Annotated in this window: 20 protein-coding genes and 1 pseudogene; 13 read left to right on the top strand and 8 right to left on the bottom strand. The window is 58.9% G+C overall.

Going from position 1 to position 20201, the window contains the following annotated elements; all coding sequences use genetic code 11:
* The first annotated feature begins 35 nt into the window (after nt 1-35).
* On the top strand, nt 36-1217 hold the full coding sequence (locus CAG41_RS08915; protein ID WP_085584973.1) for an MFS transporter: 1182 nt from the start codon (nt 36-38) through the stop codon (nt 1215-1217).
* Here the strand turns inward: CAG41_RS08915 and CAG41_RS08910 are convergent.
* Nucleotides 1162-2094 carry a DMT family transporter gene (locus CAG41_RS08910; RefSeq protein WP_085584975.1) on the bottom strand — a complete coding sequence of 311 codons (933 nt, stop codon included), beginning with the start codon at nt 2092-2094 and terminating at the stop codon, nt 1162-1164. The two genes, CAG41_RS08915 and CAG41_RS08910, sit on opposite strands and share 56 nt — an antisense overlap.
* A gap of 163 nt (nt 2095-2257) precedes the next feature.
* Complete coding sequence (locus CAG41_RS08905) at nt 2258-3094, bottom strand: S1 RNA-binding domain-containing protein (protein WP_085633078.1); 837 nt, start codon at nt 3092-3094, stop codon at nt 2258-2260.
* Nucleotides 3095-3419: 325 nt separating this feature from the next.
* Here CAG41_RS08905 and CAG41_RS08900 point away from each other — a divergent pair, with 325 nt between their 5' ends.
* From CAG41_RS08900 to CAG41_RS08890, 3 genes are all read left to right on the top strand, one after another.
* Nucleotides 3420-3608 (top strand): hypothetical protein, encoded by a 189-nt coding sequence (locus tag CAG41_RS08900; protein ID WP_170929956.1) that lies wholly within the window; start codon nt 3420-3422, stop codon nt 3606-3608.
* A 197-nt stretch (nt 3609-3805) separates the two neighbouring features.
* On the top strand, nt 3806-4522 hold the full coding sequence (locus tag CAG41_RS08895) for a TorF family putative porin (RefSeq protein WP_085584981.1): 717 nt from the start codon (nt 3806-3808) through the stop codon (nt 4520-4522).
* Nucleotides 4523-4590: 68 nt separating this feature from the next.
* Nucleotides 4591-5460: a DUF6279 family lipoprotein gene (locus tag CAG41_RS08890; protein ID WP_085584983.1), complete on the top strand. Its 870-nt coding sequence runs from the start codon at nt 4591-4593 to the stop codon at nt 5458-5460.
* A 324-nt stretch (nt 5461-5784) separates the two neighbouring features.
* Here the strand turns inward: CAG41_RS08890 and CAG41_RS08885 are convergent, their stop codons facing one another.
* Nucleotides 5785-6177, bottom strand: coding sequence for a transcriptional regulator (locus tag CAG41_RS08885; protein WP_085656166.1), 393 nt, complete (start codon nt 6175-6177; stop codon nt 5785-5787).
* 174 nt (nt 6178-6351) lie between these two features.
* Here CAG41_RS08885 and CAG41_RS08880 point away from each other — a divergent pair, with 174 nt between their 5' ends.
* The gene (locus CAG41_RS08880; protein ID WP_085656165.1) at nt 6352-7086 is read left to right on the top strand and encodes a thioredoxin family protein; all 735 of its coding nucleotides are present in this window, start codon (nt 6352-6354) and stop codon (nt 7084-7086) included.
* 81 nt (nt 7087-7167) lie between these two features.
* On the opposite strand, the gene CAG41_RS08875 is transcribed toward CAG41_RS08880, so the two are convergent.
* Genes CAG41_RS08875 through CAG41_RS08865 form a run of 3 tightly spaced genes read right to left on the bottom strand, consistent with a single transcriptional unit; the run spans nt 7168 to nt 8355 of the window.
* Entirely contained in the window at nt 7168-7470 is a 303-nt protein-coding gene (locus CAG41_RS08875) for a hypothetical protein (protein ID WP_085656164.1), read from the bottom strand.
* A gap of 28 nt (nt 7471-7498) precedes the next feature.
* Nucleotides 7499-7930: a DUF2846 domain-containing protein gene (locus tag CAG41_RS08870; protein ID WP_256576716.1), complete on the bottom strand. Its 432-nt coding sequence runs from the start codon at nt 7928-7930 to the stop codon at nt 7499-7501.
* Nucleotides 7927-8355 (bottom strand): Sbal_3080 family lipoprotein, encoded by a 429-nt coding sequence (locus CAG41_RS08865; RefSeq protein ID WP_085706889.1) that lies wholly within the window; start codon nt 8353-8355, stop codon nt 7927-7929. Before CAG41_RS08865 ends, CAG41_RS08870 begins: the two co-directional genes overlap by 4 nt.
* A 155-nt stretch (nt 8356-8510) precedes the next feature.
* Here CAG41_RS08865 and CAG41_RS08860 point away from each other — a divergent pair, with 155 nt between their 5' ends.
* The 3 genes from CAG41_RS08860 (at nt 8511) to CAG41_RS08850 (ending at nt 10227) form a co-directional block, all read left to right on the top strand.
* Nucleotides 8511-8786: a hypothetical protein gene (locus CAG41_RS08860; protein WP_085584991.1), complete on the top strand. Its 276-nt coding sequence runs from the start codon at nt 8511-8513 to the stop codon at nt 8784-8786.
* A 247-nt stretch (nt 8787-9033) separates the two neighbouring features.
* Nucleotides 9034-9615, top strand: a complete 582-nt coding sequence (locus tag CAG41_RS08855; protein WP_085584993.1) for a C39 family peptidase — start codon at nt 9034-9036, stop codon at nt 9613-9615.
* A 12-nt stretch (nt 9616-9627) separates the two neighbouring features.
* Nucleotides 9628-10227 (top strand): hypothetical protein, encoded by a 600-nt coding sequence (locus CAG41_RS08850; protein WP_085633065.1) that lies wholly within the window; start codon nt 9628-9630, stop codon nt 10225-10227.
* Between the two features lie 63 nt (nt 10228-10290).
* On the opposite strand, the gene CAG41_RS08845 is transcribed toward CAG41_RS08850, so the two are convergent.
* A complete protein-coding gene (locus CAG41_RS08845) occupies nt 10291-11628 on the bottom strand; it encodes a DEAD/DEAH box helicase (protein ID WP_085706898.1) in 1338 nt (445 codons plus the stop codon).
* 190 nt (nt 11629-11818) lie between these two features.
* Here CAG41_RS08845 and CAG41_RS08840 point away from each other — a divergent pair.
* From CAG41_RS08840 to CAG41_RS08820, 5 genes and pseudogenes are all read left to right on the top strand, one after another.
* Nucleotides 11819-12523 (top strand): annotated as a pseudogene (locus CAG41_RS08840) (mechanosensitive ion channel family protein); the annotation flags it as partial.
* A 76-nt stretch (nt 12524-12599) separates the two neighbouring features.
* Nucleotides 12600-14084, top strand: a complete 1485-nt coding sequence (locus CAG41_RS08835; protein ID WP_085706887.1) for a site-specific integrase — start codon at nt 12600-12602, stop codon at nt 14082-14084.
* Complete coding sequence (locus tag CAG41_RS08830) at nt 14029-15912, top strand: integrase (protein ID WP_085706886.1); 1884 nt, start codon at nt 14029-14031, stop codon at nt 15910-15912. The genes CAG41_RS08835 and CAG41_RS08830 overlap by 56 nt, the downstream gene beginning before the upstream one ends.
* Nucleotides 15909-17870: an integrase gene (locus CAG41_RS08825; RefSeq protein WP_085706885.1), complete on the top strand. Its 1962-nt coding sequence runs from the start codon at nt 15909-15911 to the stop codon at nt 17868-17870. The genes CAG41_RS08830 and CAG41_RS08825 overlap by 4 nt, the downstream gene beginning before the upstream one ends.
* Before the next feature lie 168 nt (nt 17871-18038).
* Complete coding sequence (locus tag CAG41_RS08820; protein WP_085706884.1) at nt 18039-18461, top strand: hypothetical protein; 423 nt, start codon at nt 18039-18041, stop codon at nt 18459-18461.
* A gap of 300 nt (nt 18462-18761) precedes the next feature.
* On the opposite strand, the gene CAG41_RS08815 is transcribed toward CAG41_RS08820, so the two are convergent.
* Nucleotides 18762-19610 (bottom strand): DUF2726 domain-containing protein, encoded by an 849-nt coding sequence (locus tag CAG41_RS08815; protein ID WP_085706883.1) that lies wholly within the window; start codon nt 19608-19610, stop codon nt 18762-18764.
* Between the last annotated feature and the right edge of the window lie 591 nt (nt 19611-20201).

Here is a 20201-nt window from a genome sequence, read left to right as displayed (position 1 = left end):
CCTGACGGTCATCGAACCTTCCTGGAACTGCGACCATGTCACCGCTGATTCGCCTTCTCGCCAGTTTTGTCGCCCTGATGATGGCCATGGGCATCGGGCGTTTCGCCCTCACCCCGCAAATGCCGCACCTGCTCAGCGAAGGCCAGGTCGACCTGACCGCCGCCGGCCTGATCGCCGCCGCCAATTACCTCGGCTACCTGCTGGGCGCGGTGGATGCGATGTTTTCCCGTCGGCCGGAGCAGGTGCGCGGCCGCTTGCACGGCGGCCTGTGGCTGTGCGTGCTGCTGACCCTGGCCTCGTTCTGGGCCGACGGGTTCTGGTCGCACCTGATCCTGCGCTTCGGCACCGGCGTGGCCAGCGCCTGGGTGCTGGTGATGATCACGGCCTTGAGCCAGCCGCTGGCGTTGGCCGCCGGTCGCCCACGGCTGGGCGCGGTGGTGTTTGCCGGGCCGGGATTGGGGATTTTTCTGACAGGCCTGCTGGCGCTGGCCTCACACCTGTTGAACCAGACGTCCGCCACCTTGTGGCTGATCTACGCCGCCGTGGCGCTGGCGATGCTGCTGGGCATCGTGCGGATCCTGCCGCAACCGGCCGTTCCGGCGGCCGCAGCCCCCGAGGCCAGCGGCGCGCCGACCCGCGGCATCGCCCGGCTGGCCGCGGTGTACGCACTGTACGGGGTGGGTTACATCATTCCGGCCACGTTCCTGTCGCAGATGGCCAACGCGCAGTTCCACGGGCAATGGCAGGCGGATCTGTTCTGGCCTTGCTTCGGCCTGGCGTCGGCCCTCGGCGTCGTGCTGGTGAGCCTGCGCAAGCCCGATGGGGGCACCACCCGCCATTGGCTGCTGGCCACCCTGTGGCTGCAGGCGGCCGGGGTGTTCGCCTGTCTGTTGGGCAGCGGCGCCGGGCTGGCGCTGGGGGTGATCCTGTGCGGCACGCCGTTCCTGGCCTGCATGCAACTGGTGATGCAGCGCTCGCGGGAACTGGCGCCCCACGCCACCCAGCGCAACGCCGGGCTGCTGACCGCGTGCTTCGCGGTCGGTCAGCTCAGCGGCCCGTTGCTGGCGGCGCTGAGCAGCCATTTCGGCGGCGGCCTGCAACCGGCGCTGGTGCTCGCCGGCAGCGGCCTGCTGGTCGCCGGCGGCCTGGCCCTGCAACCGCTCAGGGCTGACCCAGAGCTTTGCGCAGGCGCCGGCGCACCCACTGCTCGGCGCTGACGAAGGTGATGCCGAGCAGCACCAGCACCGCGCCGGCGATGAAGTTCAGGCTCAGCTTCTCGCCCAGCAGCAACACGCCGAACGTGACGCCGAACAGCGGCGTCATGAACGAAAACACCGCCAGGTTGGCCGCCAGGTAGCGCCGCAGCAGCCAGAACCAGATCAGGTAGCTGAAGAACGACACCACCACGCCCTGGAACAGCACGCTGGCCACCGCCACGCCGGTGAGGCTGACGTGGGTGATCTGGCCGCTGAACAGCGCAATCGCCAGCAGGCCGAGGAAACCGACGATCAGCTGATAGAACAGGGTCAGCGTCACCGGCGCCTCGGACAGGCGCGAGGCGCGCACCACCACCGTGGTCGCGCCCCAGCAGGCGCCGGCCAGCACGCCCAGGGCATCGCCCAACAGCATGCGCCGGTCGAGGTTGTCCCACGACACCCCGCCGGCGAAGGCGATGGCGATGCCGACGAACGCCAGGCAGATGCCCAACCACTGCACCGCGCGCAGACGCTCGCCGGGCAGCAGGAAATGCACGCCCAGCGCCGTGAAGATCGGCGCGGTGTAGAGGAACACCGACATGTGCGCCGCCGTGGTCAGTTGCAGCCCCTCGGCGATGAAGAAGAACTCGAGGCCGAACAAGGCACCGGCCAGCAGGCCGCCGCGCCAGGTCGCGCCCACCTGGTCCCAGCCGCCCTTGACGCAGATCAGCAGGCCCACCAGCAACGCCGAGATCCCCGACCGACCGGCCGCCTGCATCACCGGCGCGATGTCGGCCGCCGCCCACTTGATCATCACCTGCTGCACGCCCCAGACCAGGCACAGGCCGATCATCACTTGCAGGGCGAAACCGTCGGCGTTGCGCCGCTCGGCGCTCATCGCGACACCTCGAACACACAGGTCATGGCAGATTTCCCCAACGCTGAAAATAAAGCCCCGGACGGATCCGGGGCAAATGGATGACGGCTGCGCCGTCCATCGCGAGCAGGCTCGCTCCCACAGGGAACGAGGCCGGTTCGGGCAGCACAGACAGCGGTAAAACTCAGGTCAGCTCGATGCGGTCGGCATGGATGACGATCTGGCCGTTCTTGTACAACGCCCCGATGGCCTTCTTGAAGTTGCCCTTGCTGACGCCGAACAGGCTGCTGATCAGCGCCGGATCGCTCTTGTCGCTCACCGCCAGGGTGCCGTTGCTTTCGCGCAGCTTGGCGAGGATCTTCGCGTTCAGGCTGCCCGCCGCTTCCTGGCCGACCGGTTGCAGGCTGAGGCTGATCTTGCCGTCGGCACGCATTTCCTTGATGAAGCCCTTCTCGCGCATGCCCGAGCGCATGTACTTGAAGATCTCGTTCTTGTGGATCAGGCCCCAATGCTTGTTGTTGATGATCGCCTTGTAGCCCATGTCGGTGGACTCGACGACCAGCAGATCGACCTCTTGCCCAGGCGCGTAGGTGGCCGGGGTCTTGTCCAGGTAGCGGTCCAGCCGCGCGGTGGCGGTGATGCGGCGGGTGCGCTTGTCGAGGTACGCATGCACCACGCAGTAGTCGCCGGCGCTCAACTGGCGCTTTTCCTCGGAGTACGGCAGCAGCAGATCCTTGGGCAGGCCCCAATCGAGGAACACGCCGATGCTGTTGATCTCGACCACCTTGAGGCTGGCGAACTCGCCTACCTGAATTTTCGGTTTCTCGGTGGTGGCGAGCAGTTTGTCTTCGCTGTCCAGATAGACGAACACGTTGAGCCAGTCTTCATCTTCGCTGGGCACATCCTTGGGGACGTAGCGGTTGGGCAAGAGAATCTCGCCGTCGGCGCCGCCGTCCAGGTACAGGCCGAAGCTGGTGTGCTTGACCACTTGCAAACTGTTGTAACGCCCGACTAAAGCCATTTCCAATACCCTCACTTGCGTGGGCGGCATTCTACCCGGTTTTGTCCGGTGCGTTGACGGCACGAACGGCCGGCGAGGCAGATTCGCCCATGGCTTGCGCTTCCTTTCAACGGTGCCGTTCGTCCGATTGTCGAAAGGGCCTGCTGCATGCTGCGCTTGCCTCCGTGCCCGCCTGCGTTCTGATTCAAAACAGGAGGTTAGCGGGTCGTTTCAACCTGCGGGCGACAATATCCGACTTTTCAGGTTGGTCTTTGCCCTGGACATTCACCCAGATTTTGTCGGGGAATTACGGTAGTCTGGCCGGCCGAGCCACTTCTACAGGTCAATGCCCGCCATGCGTGTCAAAGCCTCCGCCAGCAAAGCCAAGCCCGCTCCAGCCGTTGAAACCAGCGAATCGCTGAACGACCAGATCGCCGCGTTCCTCAAGTCCGGCGGCGAGATCCAGCAGATCGCCAAAGGCGTCAGCGGCCAGACCTACGCCCCTTCCCGGCAGATCAGCCTGGGCAAGAAGTAACCCCCTCCGTCCACAGGCGCTTTGAGTTTCGAAGCGTCTGGACCGGCCCCTCGCTGCACCTCCCTCGCGTTTAATCCCTCACCGACAATCGACGAACGGCCCCCGGCGCCGATCATTCGCCGGTATCCTTGCACGCGTCTGGATAAAGCGTTTCAGCAGGCCCTACCGCCCTGCCCTCGCTGTTCAAGGAGTGACGCATGTTCAAACCCTTCTGTTTATTGCTTGTCGGCCTGCTGGCCTGCCCCGGCGCCGTTGCGCAGATCTTCCAGCGCGAACTCGGCGACTTCGACCTCAAGCTCGGCACCAGCCCCAGCCGCAGCATGGCCCAAGGCCTGGTCAAGCCTTCGGCGGTCGGCGCCTTCCACGGCGGCCTCGACCTGAGCCACGACAGCGGCTTCTACTTCGGCCAATGGTCGCCCAGCATGGGCATCACGCCGGGCAAAGACCTGGAAGTCGATTCTTACCTGGGCTTCAAGCAACCCTTCGACCAGACCCTGGGCTACGAAGTCGGCACGATCCGCTACAGCTATCCCCGCGTCGACACGCCCGACAGCCAGGAACTGTTCGGCGGCCTGACCCTGCTCGGCAGCCGTTTCGGCCTGGCCTTCAGCGACGATCCGGACAAGCGCAACAACACTCTGTTCGCCGACTTCGGCGGCAACCAGCCGTTCGGCATCGGCATCAGCATGAAGTACACCCGCCACCGGCTGAACACGCCGGTGTCGGTGGACGGCGGTTATGTCAGCGCCTTCAGCGACTGGTCGCTGAAGTTCTCCCGCCCGTTCATGGGCATCGACCTGAACCTGATCTACAGCAACTCCAGCCTCGGCGGCAGCGACTGCTCAGCCTACTCCGGCCACAACAGCCAGTGCGACGGGCTGGTCACGCTAAAGGCCGAGCGCGCGTTCTATTGATCGGCTGAACCGGCGGGGCCATGCTGCGTTCACATGAACATCAGACTGGCTTTCGCAAGGATTCGCCCATGTCTCGCCGGTTCAAGCACCTCTTTGTCCTGTTGGCCTTCATCCTCGCCCTCGGCGCCTGCAGCCGCATCGGCCTGGCCTACCGCAACCTCGACGTGATCATTCCGTGGACGCTCAGCGACTACCTGGACATGAACGGCGAGCAGAAAGGCTGGTTCAACGAGCGCCTCAAGGCGCACCTGAGCTGGCACTGCACCACGCAGTTGCCGGGTTACCTCGACTGGCTGGACCGCCTGCAAACGATGGTCGAGCGCAACCAGGTCACCGACGACGCCCTTCAGGCCCGCACGGCGGAAGCCAAGCAGGCCATCGCCGAGACCGCCCGGCAGATCACCCCGTCGGCCGTCGAACTGCTGCAAGGGCTGGACGACCGGCAGGTCGCCGAGATGAACGACGCGTTCGCCAAGGATCTGCGCAAACGCGAGCAGGAATACCTCAAGCCGCCGCTCAACCAACAGATCGCCGAACGCGGCGCCCGCATGGACAAGCGCCTGAACGACTGGCTCGGGCCCCTGAGCGTGACGCAAGAACGACGGGTAATGGCCTGGTCTACGGCGCTGGGCGACCAGAACACCCAGTGGATCGCCAACCGTGCCCACTGGCAAAAGCAGTTCAGCGCGGCGGTGGCGCAGCGGCAGAGCCCCGGGTTCCCACAAAGGATCGAGACGCTTCTGGTCAACCGCGAGAGCTTATGGACGCCGGACTACCGCACGGCCTACGCCAACACGGAGGCCCAGGCCCGTTCGCTGATCGTCGACCTCATGGCCGAGAGCACACCGCAGCAGCGTCAGCGGCTGTTGAAGAAAATCGAGGGCGTGCGCAAGGACTTCAACGACCTCAAATGCCTGAAAGCTGCCCAAAGCAGCTAGGCCAGCGGTGCCTGGGCGGGCGCCATCGCCAGCAGGCTGGCTCCCACAGTGATTTGGGGTGGCCGCCGGTCCTGAGTCCATCCGCGAGACCTGTGGGAGCCAGCCTGCTGGCGATGCGGCCTGTCAGCCACCGGAGAGGTCGGCTGTGATGGCCCAATCGCTGGCAAGCCAGCTCCCACAGTGGTTTGAGGTAGCCGCCGGTCCTGAGCCCAACCACAGGTTTGTGTGGTGTACAGGGATCCTGCGGACACCGGGGATCCCCTGTGGGAGCCAGCCTGCTGGCGATGGCGTCAGTGAGGCCACCGCAATACGCTGGCGAAAGGCTCAGGCAATCTGCGCCTTGGAGGCCACCCCGTCGAACGTCAGCTCGTCCAGCGCATCCTCCTGCTCGTCCAGCACCTGCCGAGGGTGGTCGTTGCCGGGGATGCTGCTGTCGATCAGGCTCAAAAGGCTCGCGCCGCGCGGGGTCAGGATGAAGTTCTCTCCGGTGCCGCCTTCCTCTTCCGGCCGGGACTCGATGTAGCCGCGCAACAGCAGCAGTTTTTCGTACTCGCAGGCCAGGGTCTTGAGGTGATCCAGGTTGTCTATCGGCTCACCGGCGGCGGCCTTCTCCGCCGCGTGCTGCTCGGCGTAAGGCCGTGGCGTGAAGCTGTGGCCGGCGCTGTTCTGCGCTTCGTGCAGCAAGCGCTCGATCAAATCCCAGTTGTAAGTCGTCATCCGATTCAACCTCCGGTGTGCGTCAGTGAAAACGCTCTCAAAAGGTGTGACCGGAGGCGTCCGGTGCCGTTCAGCCGGATTCACGGCGCCGACCGACCGGCGGTCTGTCGAATTCCCCCCTGAGTGAACGACTAGTCTGAGACAGACGGTTTCAACCCCGCAGGAGAAATCATCATGAACGTGCAGAATCATCCGGTGGTGTCGCGCGAAGAATGGCTCGCCGCCCGCCAACGACACCTGGCCGACGAAAAGGCCTTCACCCGCGAACGCGACCGCCTCAGCGCCCAACGCCGCGCCCTGCCCTGGGTGAAGGTCGACAAGGACTACCGCTTCCACGGCCCCGACGGCGAACTGAGACTGGCCGACCTGTTCGGCCAGCACAGCCAACTGATCGTCTACCACTTCATGTTCGCCAAGGGCTGGGAAGAAGGCTGCCAGGGCTGCTCGTTCCTGGCCGACCACTTCGACGGCGCCGACCTGCACCTGGCCCATCACGACATCGCCCTGGTGGCGGTGTCCCACGCACCGTTCGCCGAGTTCCAGGCCTTCAAGCGGCGGATGGGCTGGAGATTCGATTGGGTGTCGTCAGACGGTTCCGACTTCAACTACGACTTCGGCGTTTGCGCCCGGAGCGAAGACGCCGCCGCCGGAAAAGCCACCTACAACTACGAAAAGACCGACAGCGCCGAGGAGGAAATGCCGGGGCTGAGCGTGTTCTACCGGGATGAGGCCGGCGCGGTCTTCCATACCTATTCCACGTACGCGCGGGGCCTGGACCTGCTGGTGGGCGCCTACAACTTTCACGACCTCACGCCCAAGGGCAGGAACGAGGACGAGATCATGGAGTGGGTGCGGCATCATGACCGGTATGAGGGTGGGGCGAAATCGGCGTGCTGCCACGGTGAATGAACAGGAGCGCGAACGGGGAGATAGCTTCCCCGTTGTGCCCATGAAGCTCTTCAATCTGGGGGCCGGTAGAGATGTTGCCTCTCAATAGTTGAACTTCATGTTCACCTGTTCTCCCTCACGGTAGGAAAGCACGAACGACTTCCAAGGCTCACCACGCCGCGCAGCATTGATATTGGCTTCTTCCACCAGGAAATAGACATCGGATATATCGAAATCGATTTCCACGTGAGTGGTCTCGATACCGTCTTTTTCGACGGTCAGTTCGGTTTCCATGTAGCCCTCACCGACCTCGACCTCATATCGAAAAGCGTCGTACCCGTGAACAATGCCGCCTTCGACCATCTGGAACACTTTTTGGAATATCTCAGAATCTTCTGCAATCACTTGACCACTGCTCCACTAAGCCGCCGCATCACTCGACCGGCAAATACCCATAACCACGCACCATGGCTTTGCCTTCTTCAGCCTTGCGCACCCGGATGAATTCCATCGAGCGCTCTTGCGTGTATTCGACGAAGTACTCCTTGCCCGCTTCGACCGGCAAGGTCAGGCGCACATTGCGTGGGTTCGGTTGCTGGCCGGCAGAAACCTTGTGCAGGCCCGGGCTCACGTATACCCAGGAGTAGTTGCGGTCGTTGAGGGCGACGACGGCGCTGTCGTTGATGCTGAACACGCTGTCGTACAGGCTGCCTTGCAGGACCTGGGTGCGCATCATGTAGACCAGCGCCTTGCCTTGGGGCGGCGGGGGCGGGTCGAAATAAGGCTTTGAAGGTTTGTTGTGGCCGCAAGCGGTCAACACCGTCATCAGCAGCAGTGCCGAAAGTCCTTTGATGAAGCCGTTCATTGGTTTTGCCCCAGCAGTTGATTGAGCACCGGCCCCATCTTTTCTTCCACGGTGGCGAGTTTCGACAGGTCGAAACCGCCTTGATTGGTCAGGTAGTAATGGGCAAAGCCGATCTGTTGGTCGCCCTTGTAGAGCCGGACGCTGGCATCCGACAGGTACATGGACAAGTCCCACGAACGGATCGCGGTGTAGCTCATGCGGTATTCGCAACTGGCCGGAACGGGCGCGGCGTAGAGCTGACTGTCGATCGAATGGCGGCGCAGCAGGTTCTGCATCCCGGCGACGAAATCGCCCACCACCACTTGCGGGTTCTCTTCGATGCACAGTTTCGTGATCTTGTATTGAGGCGCGACCGGCTCGACCTTGATGTTGGTGCAACCGATCAGCGCCAGCAGCAGCCCTGCCGTGACGACTCTATGCAGCATGTGCAGTCCTTTGGATCGCGAAAGATATCAAAATAGTGGCGCATGCTAGGTGAAGCCCCGATGACGGTCAATCGGCGGCCGATGCGAATGAACTTTCAGCATCGACGGCGCCTCAACCGGTTAACCCGCCTTGACCGCCACGTGAGGCCTGACCGATGAAAACCCTGCTCAAACTGACCCTCGCCGCCACCCTCGCCTGCGCCCTGCCCGCCTGGGCCTGCACCCCTGAAGAAGCCACCGCCAAACGCGAAGAGCTGGCCCGCCAAGTCACCCGCCTCACCGAACAGAACCCGGCCAAGGCCAAGGAAATCAACGACGAGTTGCAGAAGATGGACCTGGGCACCGCCAGCGCCGACCTGCCGGACAAGTGCCAGTTGATCGATCAACGCCTGAAGGAACTGAACACCGCCGAGAAAAAGGCTGAGGGCTGACCCGCCGTCGTCGCCTGCAAACACCTCGCGCCCCTTCGGACACGGCAGCCGGTCGTCGTCCGCAGCCCTCGAATTTGCATCAATGCAATTATTTTCTTGCATTAACGCATATCCATCCTATGGTTACGTTGAGCCCGTCACCGGAACCTGCCATCAGACATGGCACCTCTCGTGCGCCGGAGGGCTCTGCGACAACGCAACGCCTACGCAAGCCGGAGGCTTGTCTTCACTCATGGAGGATTGAACGATGTTGAACACAGAAACCCCATCACGCCACGCCGACGCACTGCCAAGGTGCCTGGCCGGCCGTCTGCTCGACCCGCAGCTGGAGGAGGTCGAAGCGGCGGCCCTCGCGGCACCGCTCGCCGCCAGCCTGAACTTCACCGTGCAGCAGCAGACCCAGACCAACTGGTGCTGGGCCGCCGCGTCCGCGTCGGTCGGCAACTACTACGGCACCGGTTCCTGGACCCAGTGCGCCGTGGCCAGCACCGCGCTGGACCGCAACTGCTGCAACCAGCCGGGGCCGTGCAACATCTACGGCTACCTGGACACGGCACTGCGGATCACCCGCAGCTACAACGGCATGAACCAGGGCTCGCTGCAGATGGCGGCCATCCAGAACCAGATCAACATGGGCCGTCCCGTGTGCCTGCGCTGCGCCTGGTACGGCGGCGGTGCGCATTTCCTGACGATCTACGGCACCAACGGCAACTATGTGCTGGTCGCGGATTCCATCTACGGCTACTCGACCCGCGCGCTGAACACGTTCCCCGGTTCCTACAACGGCGGCGGCAACTGGACCCACACTTACTTCACGGCCAAAAACTAGGAGGGCCTCGACATGCAACTGACTTATCCGAAAGCGCCTTCCAACGGCGTGCAGACCCTGCGCCCGGCCTTGCAGGCCGCGTTGCAGACCCAGGGTTTCGGCGTCAACCGCCAGTTCGCCAATGCCGCGGCGGGCCGGATCAGCCTCAGCGAGGCCTATCGCGGCTACTCGCTGAGCCTGGAAGACCTGAGCCAAGGCAAGGGACTGAAGGACGCCAGGATCGGCAACTGGCATTACCTGGTGTTCGCCGATGGCGTATCGATTGCCGATGCGCAGTTGGCCGACGTGCGCGGCCATGTCGAGTTCGCGTCGCTGAACCACGGCAACCTGGCGGCCGCCACGGTCGATGCGTTGAAACTGGCGGAGCAGTCTGCGCAGTTGCAGGGCAAGACCGTCGAACTGCGGGTGCTGTTCGTGTCGGCCCTGAGCGTTGTGGCGATCTGGCTGCACGGCAGCGGTGAGGACGTGCTGATCCCGATCGCGCCGACGCCCAAAACCCTGGCGACCGCCCAGGTGTACGACGCCGCCGCCCTGCTGGCGCGGCTCAAGCCCGCGGCCGATCAGGCGCGGCAGCACTATGATGCGGACACCACCGGGCTGTTGGGAGGCTGACCCGCGGCGGGCATAAAAAAACCCGGACGCTGTCCGGGTTTTTCGTTGGCTGTGCGCGGTGGCTCACTCAGCCGCAGGCGCTGGCTTGCGGCGCTTGAGCGGGGCCAGACCGTCGCTGCTCACCAGCGAATCCGACTTCGGCCGGTTGACGGTCTTGCGCTTGTTCGGCGCCTTGGCGGCGGCTTTTTTCTTGTCGCCCTTGCCGTCGGTCTTTTTCTTCTTGGTGCCGGCGGCCTTGCCCGACGCCTTGACCTTTTTCGGACCTGCGTAGGTGCCTTTGACTTCCTTGATGGTGCGGCGCTCGAAGCTCTGCTTGAGGTAGCGCTCGATGCTCGACATCAGGTTCCAGTCGCCGTGGCAGATCATCGAGATCGCCAGGCCTTCGGCGCCGGCGCGGCCGGTGCGGCCGATGCGGTGCACGTATTCGTCGCCGCTGCGCGGCATGTCGAAGTTGATCACCAGGTCCAGGCCGTCGACGTCCAGGCCACGGGCCGCCACGTCGGTGGCCACCAGGATCTTGACGCTGCCCTGCTTGAGGCGGTCGATCGCCAGTTTGCGGTCCTTCTGGTCCTTCTCGCCGTGCAGCACGAACGCTTTGTAGTCTTGGGCGACGAGGCGGCCGTAGATGCGGTCGGCCATGACCCGGGTGTTGGTGAAGATGATGGCCTTGGCGTAGGTCTCGTTTGCCAGCAGCCAGTTGACGATCTGCTCTTTATGCTGGTTGTGGTCGGCGGTGATGATCTGCTGACGGGTGGTTTCGTTCAGTTGGCTGACCGCGTTGAGCTGCAGGTGCTCAGGGTTCTTCAGCACCTTGGCGACCATCTCGCGCAGGCCCGAACCGCCGGTGGTGGCGGAGAACAGCAGGGTCTGGCGCTGCTCGGGGCATTCGTTGACCAGGCGCTGCACGTCGTCGGCAAAGCCCATGTCGAGCATGCGGTCGGCCTCGTCCAACACCAGCACTTCGATTTCCTTGAGGTCCAGGTTGCCGGCGTTCAGGTGCTCGATCAGGCGACCCGGGGTGCCGATCAGGATGTCCGGCACCTTGCGCAGCATCGCGGCCTGCACCTTGAAGTCTTCGCCGCCGGTGATCAGGCCGGACTTGATGAAGGTGAACTGCGAGAAGCGCTCGACTTCCTTCAGCGTCTGCTGGGCCAGTTCGCGGGTCGGCAGCAGGATCACGGTCTTGATGCTGACACGGATCTTGGCCGGGCCGATCAGGCGGTTGAGGATCGGCAGGACGAACGCGGCGGTCTTGCCGCTGCCGGTCTGCGCCGTCACCCGCAGGTCACGCCCCTGGAGCGCCAGCGGAATGGCCGCGGCTTGCACAGGCGTTGGCTCGACAAATTTCAGCTCGTCCACGGCTTTGAGCAAACGTTCGTGCAGGGCGAATTGGGAAAACACGGGGGCGACCTCGAAGATGGGCAAAAAACAGCTGCATAGGTTACCGGTTTCGAGCGCTCAGGCCGAGTTTCTTTGTACAAACGGTGGCAAACAGTGGCTTTTTTGTTGCCTGATTTGTCTCCAACGGTAATACACAGCGTCTTGAATGCTCTAATCGTCCCTCGCGTCCCACAGAAGAATCGCCCCACCCATGGATTTCAAACAGCTCTGGCTCAACGCCCAAGACCTCTTCGGCACCCTCGAACAGCACCCGATCCTGCACGCCGGCCTGGCCCTGGTGCTGCTGCTGGTGATCGCTCTGGTGCTCGGCCGGGTGGCGCGCTACCTGATCCTGCACGCCAGCCGCATGCTCGGGCGCCAGCCGGCGCTGCACTGGATCAACGATTTCCGCCACAACAAGGTGTTCCAGCGCCTGGCCCAGATGACACCGTCGCTGGTGATCCAGTTCGGCCTGCACCTGGTACCGGAACTGAGCAAGGCCGCGACGGTGTTCCTGGGCAACGTCGCCCTGGCGTTCACCATCCTGTTCCTGATGCTGGCGGTCAGCGCCCTGCTCAACGCGCTGCTGGACATCTACGCGCGCACCGAACACGCCCGCACCCGCTCGATCAAGGGCTATGTGCAACTGGCGAAAATGGTCTTGTACGTGTTCGGCGCGATCATCATCGTCGCCACCCTGATCGACCGTTCGCCGCTGTTGCTGCTGTCCGGCCTGGGTGCGATGTCGGCGGTGATCCTGTTGGTCTACAAGGACACCCTGCTGTCGTTCGTGGCCAGCGTGCAACTGACCAGCAACGACATGCTGCGGGTCGGCGACTGGATCGAAATGCCCCAGGTCGGCGCCGACGGCGATGTGGTGGACATCACCCTGCACACGGTCAAGGTGCAGAACTACGTGTGAACTCCGGTCATTTGACGTTACCCCGGAGCTGGACTTCAATGGACAGACACCTCTTCTGTAGGAGCCTGCCATGCCAGCCCAGAGCCCCCAGAATTCCGAAGATCCTCCCCGCTACCGCAAGGTAGCCCTCAAGAACGTCAGGCTTTGGGAGCCCTGTAAGCCCGAAGAGGCTTTTGACTGGATGGCTGCATCCGATGCTGATGAAGGCCAGGCCGATCCCTATCCCACCAGGCCAATCCCCCTTTCCGACGAGTACGCCCCTCATCTATACGTAATCCTGCGCCCTGATGGTGCGTTGTGGCAGGAAGGGAGCCTCTATCTATTCGAGTCAGTTACAGAACAGGGCATGAGCAAATCCTCTGCAGAGAACGCTGCGGGTGACCTCGCTGACTTCATGAACAAAATGGATGACAGCGGCTTGGACTTCCTGAACTTTGACGGCCCCCAATCCCTCCGCCCCACATACCGATACAGGGCGACACTCAAAAGCCAAATCATGAGCGGTGCTCGCAGCAAGGGGTATTGCAATCGTAAAATTTACAGTGTCCAAGGACTGTATCGCTGGCTTACCACCACTCGGCATTTCAAGCCGAAGCAGCCGATGTGGATAAGTACGACTCGGCAGATCCCATACACTGACAGGCATGGGAATACCCACATAAAAGAAGTCATTTCAACTGACCTGACCTTCAAAACAAGCAAATCCATACCGTTAGGCAAGTACATCGTTGATGGTGGGAAACTGCGTCCCATGTCTCGTGAAAACCAAGATCGCTTGATGCAGGCGCTGTTTGAACTCGGAAACCCAGAAATGCTGTTAGTGCACATTGTCAGCCTGACAACCGGCATGCGAATTCAGACCAACCTTACACTACGCTACGATTCCATCACCCAAGGGGTGGGGGATGAAGATGATTCCGAAAAATATGCATTGTACGGAATTAACGTAGCCTTCGAAGATAGCCAGGTCGAGGCCAAAAACAGCAAAGAGCAAGTGATCATGATGCCCGCATGGGTTCACCATATGCTGCACGTTTATATCAATTCCGACAGGCACAAACAACGCGCTGCCAAGTCCCCAATCACCGAAGATTCTCAGCAATATATTTTCCTGACTCGCACAGGAAAACCCTATTACGTGGCTAAGGCAGACGAGCATTTATTCGACTTCAGTACCGAAAAAGGCTCAGCATTACGTCACTTCTGCAAGAAAGTCATAGAGATAGTGAAGCGTGAGAACAAAAGATTCAACTACCACCTTCATGATCTAAGAGCCACTTTTGGCATGAACCTTATCGAAGACAACAGCAGTGAAGTGGAGAACGGCAAGATGAACCAGCTCGAACTTTTAGACACCTTGAAAAATAGATTAAACCAAGAGGATATAAACGTGACTATGCGCTACCTCAAATACTACCAGGATCATCCACGCCTGGCCCAAGCACAATCAGGCTTCGAAGTTCATCTCGAAAGCCTCGTCCGAACGGAAATGACGAAAAATGAACAGCGCCGAGCAAACCGTCCACCTCCTCAACCTGGAGGCACTGACGAATGACCAGTACCAAACTGTCATCTCCACTTGCGCGATTGAACGCCTTGTAATTCGCTGCACCAGTGACCGACAAATCAGTATCGGTTCTCTCTGCTATGGCGTTCGCGACGCCGACAGCCGAAAGATCCCAAAACCGGTAGATGAGTCATCTCTCTGCCCTGAACGTGCACGCGCTGTACGTGCATGGTCCGCAGAAACGGGCAACCGACACATCGGCAGTGGGTATACCTTTTATACCAACGCGACCGAGTTTGTGAGTTTCAGCGACTGGTGTGATGCCAATCACCACTCGGGCTTCCTAGCCAACGCAGAAGCCTACAAAGCTGCCTTGGACGGTTTCTCTATCCACCTGCAATCGCAAGTTCTGAGCACCACAGGTATAGGCACCTTTACGGCCAATCGCCTTCAGAGTCAGGCGATCAAAAGCGCCTACGTTATTTTCCCAGGCTCTCCCCTTAATTTCCTCACTGACCTGCCCATCATCTCTCACAGCAGTCTCAATAAGGAGACAACTGAAACACCCTCAATGGCGGAAATGGCCGCCCATCTCACTCCCTACCAGTATCTATTCGACGGCTTAACAGACTTCGTGCTCAAAGGGCGGGCGTTTCCGCACCGTATTCCTTACATGGACACCGAAGCCACTCTCCTTCCAGCAGAGTATGCGATCACCACTTCGGCAGTTCATCAGACAGCAAAAGTCGGCAATCATAACTTTTGGAATTACCGCGACGGGAGGGTTAACTCCCTAGAAGAGTGCAAGGCAAGGTCATCACAGACAGAACGTCACTTAATCAGGCAGAGGCACGAAGCGTTACGCGAGCTGGAAGATGCAAACTTTAACCTTCGCCACCGAAAGCGGATCTGGCTAGCCGCCTTGGCTCAAGAAGCATTCATTTCTCATTTTGTAGCCAATACTGGGATGAATGAAGCACCATTGCGCGAACTCGTGTGGTCGAATGACTATACAGTAGAAAACAGTGAAAATGCCGGCTTTGTCGTTATCAAGCAACGTGCGGGCGGCATGGAGCAGTACTTTGAGATTCAAAAGATATTTCTGAAAGACTTCAAAAAATTCTTGGAACTTCGCGAGTACCTCACCAATGGTCTGCCTCACCCCTACCTCTTCATAAATATCACTAAGGACGCGGCCAAACCAATCCCTATCAAATCCTCATGCATACACTTCGCAAACGGTAAAATCAGGAGCTTTCTTGAACCAGCATTTTCTGGACTGGGATATCAGAAGCTGCGTAAGTACAAGTCCGTTTACTTGCTCAGCACTGGCCATCCGGTAGAAGTAGTCTCGGCCCTCATGCAGACAAGCGGTAAAACTGTCCTCAAGCATTATGCTGCCGCAGAAGAAAAAAGCGCCATCGATGAGATCACGGAGGTTATGACACTCGCGCGTGAGATCTTTGAAAGCCATTATGCCCTGCCTACCCCAGCATCAGGTTGCGCTGGTGGAGAACCCGAAAAGACCATAGAGCCTCCGGAGGCCTACCAGCCAAACTGCAAAAACTTCATAGGATGCGTCTTCTGCAGCAAGTTCCGTCTGCATGCTGACGAGAAGTCAATCCGTAAGGTGCTGAGTATGCGCTGGGTCACTTCGGAATATTTAAACGCCTGCACCGATGTGCATCAGTTTCACGCTGTCCATGGCAATGCGATTCTTCGTATCGACGCGATCATGGCTGAACTCGTCCAGTTCCGACCTGAGGCCAAAGCGCTAATTGAGCGAATCACACAGGAGATTTCTGAGAACTTTCAGCTTACCGAGTATTGGGAACGACTCTATAGCCGACTCATCAGAACCAAGGTGATCCAATGAGCAAGTCTAACAGCGATACCCAATCCAATAGCTTGCGCCAAGCGAAAGACCTTCACACCAGCATTTATTACGGCATGGATTTTCGCCGACTTAGCGCGGAGACAGTGATTTCCAGGGATGAACATGGTGTTACCTTGCTTGCTGACGATGAGTGGAAACTGGCTGATTTCGCTTTCCACGTGGGCGACAACCCTTATTTCAATTTCTCGCCGTTCTACACCCCTAACACGCACTCCGTAGCCAATACTCTAATGTGCAAGAAAATTTTCATCACCCGGATGTTTGCGCCGAACAACAAAACCGGGCTTCCCCTTCGCCTCGTCACAATGCATAAGACAAGGCAATTACTGGAGAAGGTTTGCCAGTACTGCTCACGAGCAAACATACACGCTGAACTCGTCTTTTCATCATTTGCAGCATTCAAGGAATTTCAGCAGTCCATACCCCAAACCTTGAACCGAGACCTTGTAGCATTGGTCAGAATGCTTAACCAACTTGATAGCAGCCAGCGGGGATTCAAGCTGGATGGAAAAATCTTTCCCTACATGCAAAAAATCGCACGAGCCTCCCGCAAAGAGGGTCAACAAACCCCTATCATCCCGAGCCGGATCCTGCTTGCAAAACACAATCAGTACACCACTTGCTTGAACGACTACATCCAAAACCATTACAAGATCGAGATTTTTTTGCGTCGTTCAGAAGAAGACCCCTATTATGCCAAAGACGAAAACACCCACTACAGAGAATTAAGTCGCCCAAGCACTCAAGCTCAAAAAGTCGCGCACATGCAGAACCCAATCACCTTCGAGCAAGCGATTACAGATTTAAACTTGACCGAACTATGCCAGCGTTACAATCTGGTCAGCGCCCCTTCGCTTCTGAGCTTCCTTTCACTAGCTGCACATTGCGCAAAAAACCTCATTCACCTTTTCACCTTGATGCGCGATCATGAAGTGACAGGGCTGTGCAAAGATTGCTTAGAGCCGGTTGAAGGATGGAATAAAAAAGGACTTTATGTAGTCGGCATCAGTACAAAGCTGCACAGCAAACCCAAGCCAACAAAGTGGATCACAACAGATGCCATTTTGAAACCCATCGAGGTACTCACTAAAATCAATTCTATTCTATCCCCCTTCTCCCCTCACAAGGACTCACTCTTTCTGACCACCTCCATACACCCTATCAGCAATGGCAGAAAAGGCTCCAAGGCCGGGCACTTTAAAAAACGGAACCTTGAATTCCGTCTGGATCCTATCCTCATAACAAACGAGGACATTTTAGAACTTGAGACGATCGAGCCGCTACGAGACTGGCGGAACGACAAGAAGTACCAGATCGGAAAACCGTGGCTCGCATCCAGTCATCAGTTTCGACGCTCAATGGCAGTATTCGCGGCTCAAAGCGGGTTAATCACCCTGCCTTCGTTGAAGCGTCTTCTGACTCACCTAACCAAAGTCATGTCCCAGTACTACACTAAAGGGTGCTCAGCGAAGAACTACTATTTTGCCTTGATCAATCCTGAACTAGCCAAAGAGCTTCGCAAAGCCAAGCAGGAAGCCGATGGGGCCATGTACATTCGCGATGTCTACAAGTCATCCGAGCGCCTTTACGGCGCCCGAGGCCGTCAGCTCATGAAGGAACGTAATGACTCTGTCTGGTTGAATGAAACCGAGGAGGAATCGCAGCGCCTGGCAAAGCTTGGACTCAGGGCTTACACGGAAAGCCCTCTCGGAATTTGCACCTCGTCAGATCCTTGTGACAAGCGGGCTCACGGCAATTTCAAGACATGCCCAGGGTGCTCAGCATTAGTAGCCAAGGAATCCGTCATGAATGAAACCATCAACATCATGAAGTTCGACCTTGAGGAGCTTGATCCCGAAAGCATAGAGTACCGAGCAGAGCAGCAAAACCTGGCTGATTTCATTGAGATACGAGACCGGATTATCGCCAAGGGATAGAGCTGCATTATCGATCCAAGCCAGTTTATCGGTGGTATGACGGGCATCAGGTGCAACCCGCGCCAATAGCAGATCCTCTGATGCCTCTCAAACAAGCCGCACTGGCAAGGGCTCCTACATGACCACAATCACCACTGTAGCCATCACTGGATTTCAAAGGAGTCACCAATGCCGGACAGCCCTGAAGAATCGAGCACCCTGATGCCCTATTACGCTGCCCTCAATCGTCTTGTGGCTGGTAAGAGCGAAGTGGTTCCACCAGGCACGAAGATCACTCTCAATGCAGTGGCCATGGAAGCAGGTAAGAGCGCCGGAAGTATCAAAAAACAGCGCCCCGTGTACGCTGCGCTGATTCGCGAGGTCAAACAGCGCGCCAAGGAGCAGGAGGAGCAAAGCCTTCCTGGCGCCCTGAAGATCCGTGAAGCCAAGGCCAAGGCTACAAAAGCCAAAGCTGAAGCAGAATCCTTTGAGGACAAGTACAAAGCGGCCCTGGGGCGGGAGCTTATGTTGCTTCGTGCATGGGAGAAATTGGAAACTCGTTTACGCCAAATCGACAACGTGGTGCGCATTAAACCGCTGAGCCGCCCGTAAACTATTTGCACGAATGGGCAGGGGCAGGCCAAAGCAAGCCGCCCTGCTCCCCTTCCTGGAACGGACAAAGTCCGAACGAGCTGAGGCAATGCAAAGCATCAAGGGGGAGCACTGGACGAAACTGAAGAAGCAGGGGGCGCTCAACATCGTGAACGACCTGCTCGAAAGGCTGCTGCCTGAAGCCCCCAAGTTCGAAACGCCTCGCTGATTGAGCGCTACTGTCCACTGGCATATTGCTCCGCCAAGGGCGACATTTCAGCCTCTGCCCGGAGGCCAGTACAGAACCGTTGCGCCAGGCAGTCAGAGTTGACGCATCAGCTCACGCACCAGTCGCTCGAACTCCTCGACTGACGCGGCCATGGCATCCAGAGGCCGGATGCGTATGAGCTTGGTGTTCGCTGCGCGGAAGATGGCGTCCTTCAACTGGTCATTGGCTTGCGCCTGTGGATCATCATGGAAGCTACTATCCAGCTCGATGAAGTACTTCGGCTGGTAGCCACTGCCCACGTCGAACACAACGCTGTCGACGATGCCTCGGAAAAAGTACGACCTGGCCTTTTCTGACAACTGATCTTTGATCGCTGGATAATCCAGTACGCAGCTCAGTGCCACATTGGGGTACGGGTGATAAGTTGGGAAAACCCGCCGTACCGCCTCGTAAAAGTTCTCTTCCTGCTTCGATTTGAACAGCCGGATGGTCTTTGGCTTTCCGGGCACCACTTCCGTGGCACGGACAGTCATGTTTTCTCGCATGCTCGCCGCAACCGCCTCTGGCTTAGCCTGCATGAAGGACTGGATGATCTCCTTAGCCAGTGGACGGTGCTGATGAGACTGGGCGTAGCTCAGCAGCGCTAAGTGCTTGGTCTCTACCATCAGCTTAAGCCGCTCATCAACAAATCGATCCACAAAGCCCTGGCTGAAGCCATGCTGATTCAGCTCAATGAGCAGGTTGGTGGACTCGAATTGTCTGGAGCGCTCAGCAGGTGGCAGTGGCTCAGCGAAGGAGAAGAACTCGGTCTCAAAGAAGCCGGTCATTTGAGCCAGATAGGGGTCTTGCACCTTGGCCCTCTTCTTCTGATAAAGGAGCTTGCCAATCGCCTCCCAGTCCTGCTGGGCCAATAACGTAAACCATTGTTCTCTGTCTTCCATGGCCGCGCTCCATGTCTGTTGCCGAACGTCGGGCTAGGATATGGCCGGGGCCGAAGCACATGCAACGGGAGGATGCGGTTAGCCAGCGTCTCAGCAGAACCCTGCTGGAGCATGTGCAGGCAGACTCGGGTGTCCACGTTTCTTAGGTGGACACCATCGCCTTCATGGTTGGGATCGGGTAGGTGAGTTCGTCTGACGCTTACTCATCTACGACATCATTGCTCATCCACGTCCGTTTCGACACATCGTTCTCCACCTGGACGACTCATGGCACGTGGAACGATAGATATCCCATTCCGCAGTGCACCTCGTGGGCATAACCGCCTCAACGCGCTCCTAAGACTTTGCGAGCATTCATCACAATCCTTTAACAATTAATTGACCCCTGATGCGAGCCAACCACCTGTTTAATATAATATTTTACTCCCCTTAACCCCCCAAAAAAAATACCAACTTCCTGCCCAACCAAACAAATCAATAAACGGAATAATCATCTATCTCCTGGCAAAAACGCGGCTTTCCAAATATTGCAAAAACCCAATTAAACCCATTACCTCATACATTGCCCATACATCACACCAAGACACCAAA

Origin of the sequence: Pseudomonas sp. B35(2017), from assembly GCF_002113645.1 — a bacterium.
Taxonomy (GTDB): domain Bacteria; phylum Pseudomonadota; class Gammaproteobacteria; order Pseudomonadales; family Pseudomonadaceae; genus Aquipseudomonas; species Aquipseudomonas ekonensis.
The sequence above is the reverse complement of the archived record's forward strand: the minus strand, read 5'-3'. Positions and strand labels throughout refer to the sequence as shown.

What these genes read in the sequence shown, in the direction of transcription:
- CAG41_RS08915 (WP_085584973.1), top strand. Translation starts at nt 36, where the DNA reads ATGTCACCGCTGATTCGCCTTCTCGCCAGTTTTGTCGCCCTGATGATG.
- CAG41_RS08910 (WP_085584975.1), bottom strand. Translation starts at nt 2,094, where the DNA reads ATGAGCGCCGAGCGGCGCAACGCCGACGGTTTCGCCCTGCAAGTGATG.
- CAG41_RS08905 (WP_085633078.1), bottom strand. Translation starts at nt 3,094, where the DNA reads ATGGCTTTAGTCGGGCGTTACAACAGTTTGCAAGTGGTCAAGCACACC.
- CAG41_RS08900 (WP_170929956.1), top strand. Translation starts at nt 3,420, where the DNA reads ATGCCCGCCATGCGTGTCAAAGCCTCCGCCAGCAAAGCCAAGCCCGCT.
- CAG41_RS08895 (WP_085584981.1), top strand. Translation starts at nt 3,806, where the DNA reads ATGTTCAAACCCTTCTGTTTATTGCTTGTCGGCCTGCTGGCCTGCCCC.
- CAG41_RS08890 (WP_085584983.1), top strand. Translation starts at nt 4,591, where the DNA reads ATGTCTCGCCGGTTCAAGCACCTCTTTGTCCTGTTGGCCTTCATCCTC.
- CAG41_RS08885 (WP_085656166.1), bottom strand. Translation starts at nt 6,177, where the DNA reads ATGACGACTTACAACTGGGATTTGATCGAGCGCTTGCTGCACGAAGCG.
- CAG41_RS08880 (WP_085656165.1), top strand. Translation starts at nt 6,352, where the DNA reads ATGAACGTGCAGAATCATCCGGTGGTGTCGCGCGAAGAATGGCTCGCC.
- CAG41_RS08870 (WP_256576716.1), bottom strand. Translation starts at nt 7,930, where the DNA reads ATGAACGGCTTCATCAAAGGACTTTCGGCACTGCTGCTGATGACGGTG.
- CAG41_RS08865 (WP_085706889.1), bottom strand. Translation starts at nt 8,355, where the DNA reads ATGCTGCATAGAGTCGTCACGGCAGGGCTGCTGCTGGCGCTGATCGGT.
- CAG41_RS08860 (WP_085584991.1), top strand. Translation starts at nt 8,511, where the DNA reads ATGAAAACCCTGCTCAAACTGACCCTCGCCGCCACCCTCGCCTGCGCC.
- CAG41_RS08855 (WP_085584993.1), top strand. Translation starts at nt 9,034, where the DNA reads ATGTTGAACACAGAAACCCCATCACGCCACGCCGACGCACTGCCAAGG.
- CAG41_RS08850 (WP_085633065.1), top strand. Translation starts at nt 9,628, where the DNA reads ATGCAACTGACTTATCCGAAAGCGCCTTCCAACGGCGTGCAGACCCTG.
- CAG41_RS08835 (WP_085706887.1), top strand. Translation starts at nt 12,600, where the DNA reads ATGCCAGCCCAGAGCCCCCAGAATTCCGAAGATCCTCCCCGCTACCGC.
- CAG41_RS08830 (WP_085706886.1), top strand. Translation starts at nt 14,029, where the DNA reads ATGAACAGCGCCGAGCAAACCGTCCACCTCCTCAACCTGGAGGCACTG.
- CAG41_RS08825 (WP_085706885.1), top strand. Translation starts at nt 15,909, where the DNA reads ATGAGCAAGTCTAACAGCGATACCCAATCCAATAGCTTGCGCCAAGCG.
- CAG41_RS08820 (WP_085706884.1), top strand. Translation starts at nt 18,039, where the DNA reads ATGCCGGACAGCCCTGAAGAATCGAGCACCCTGATGCCCTATTACGCT.
- CAG41_RS08815 (WP_085706883.1), bottom strand. Translation starts at nt 19,610, where the DNA reads ATGGAAGACAGAGAACAATGGTTTACGTTATTGGCCCAGCAGGACTGG.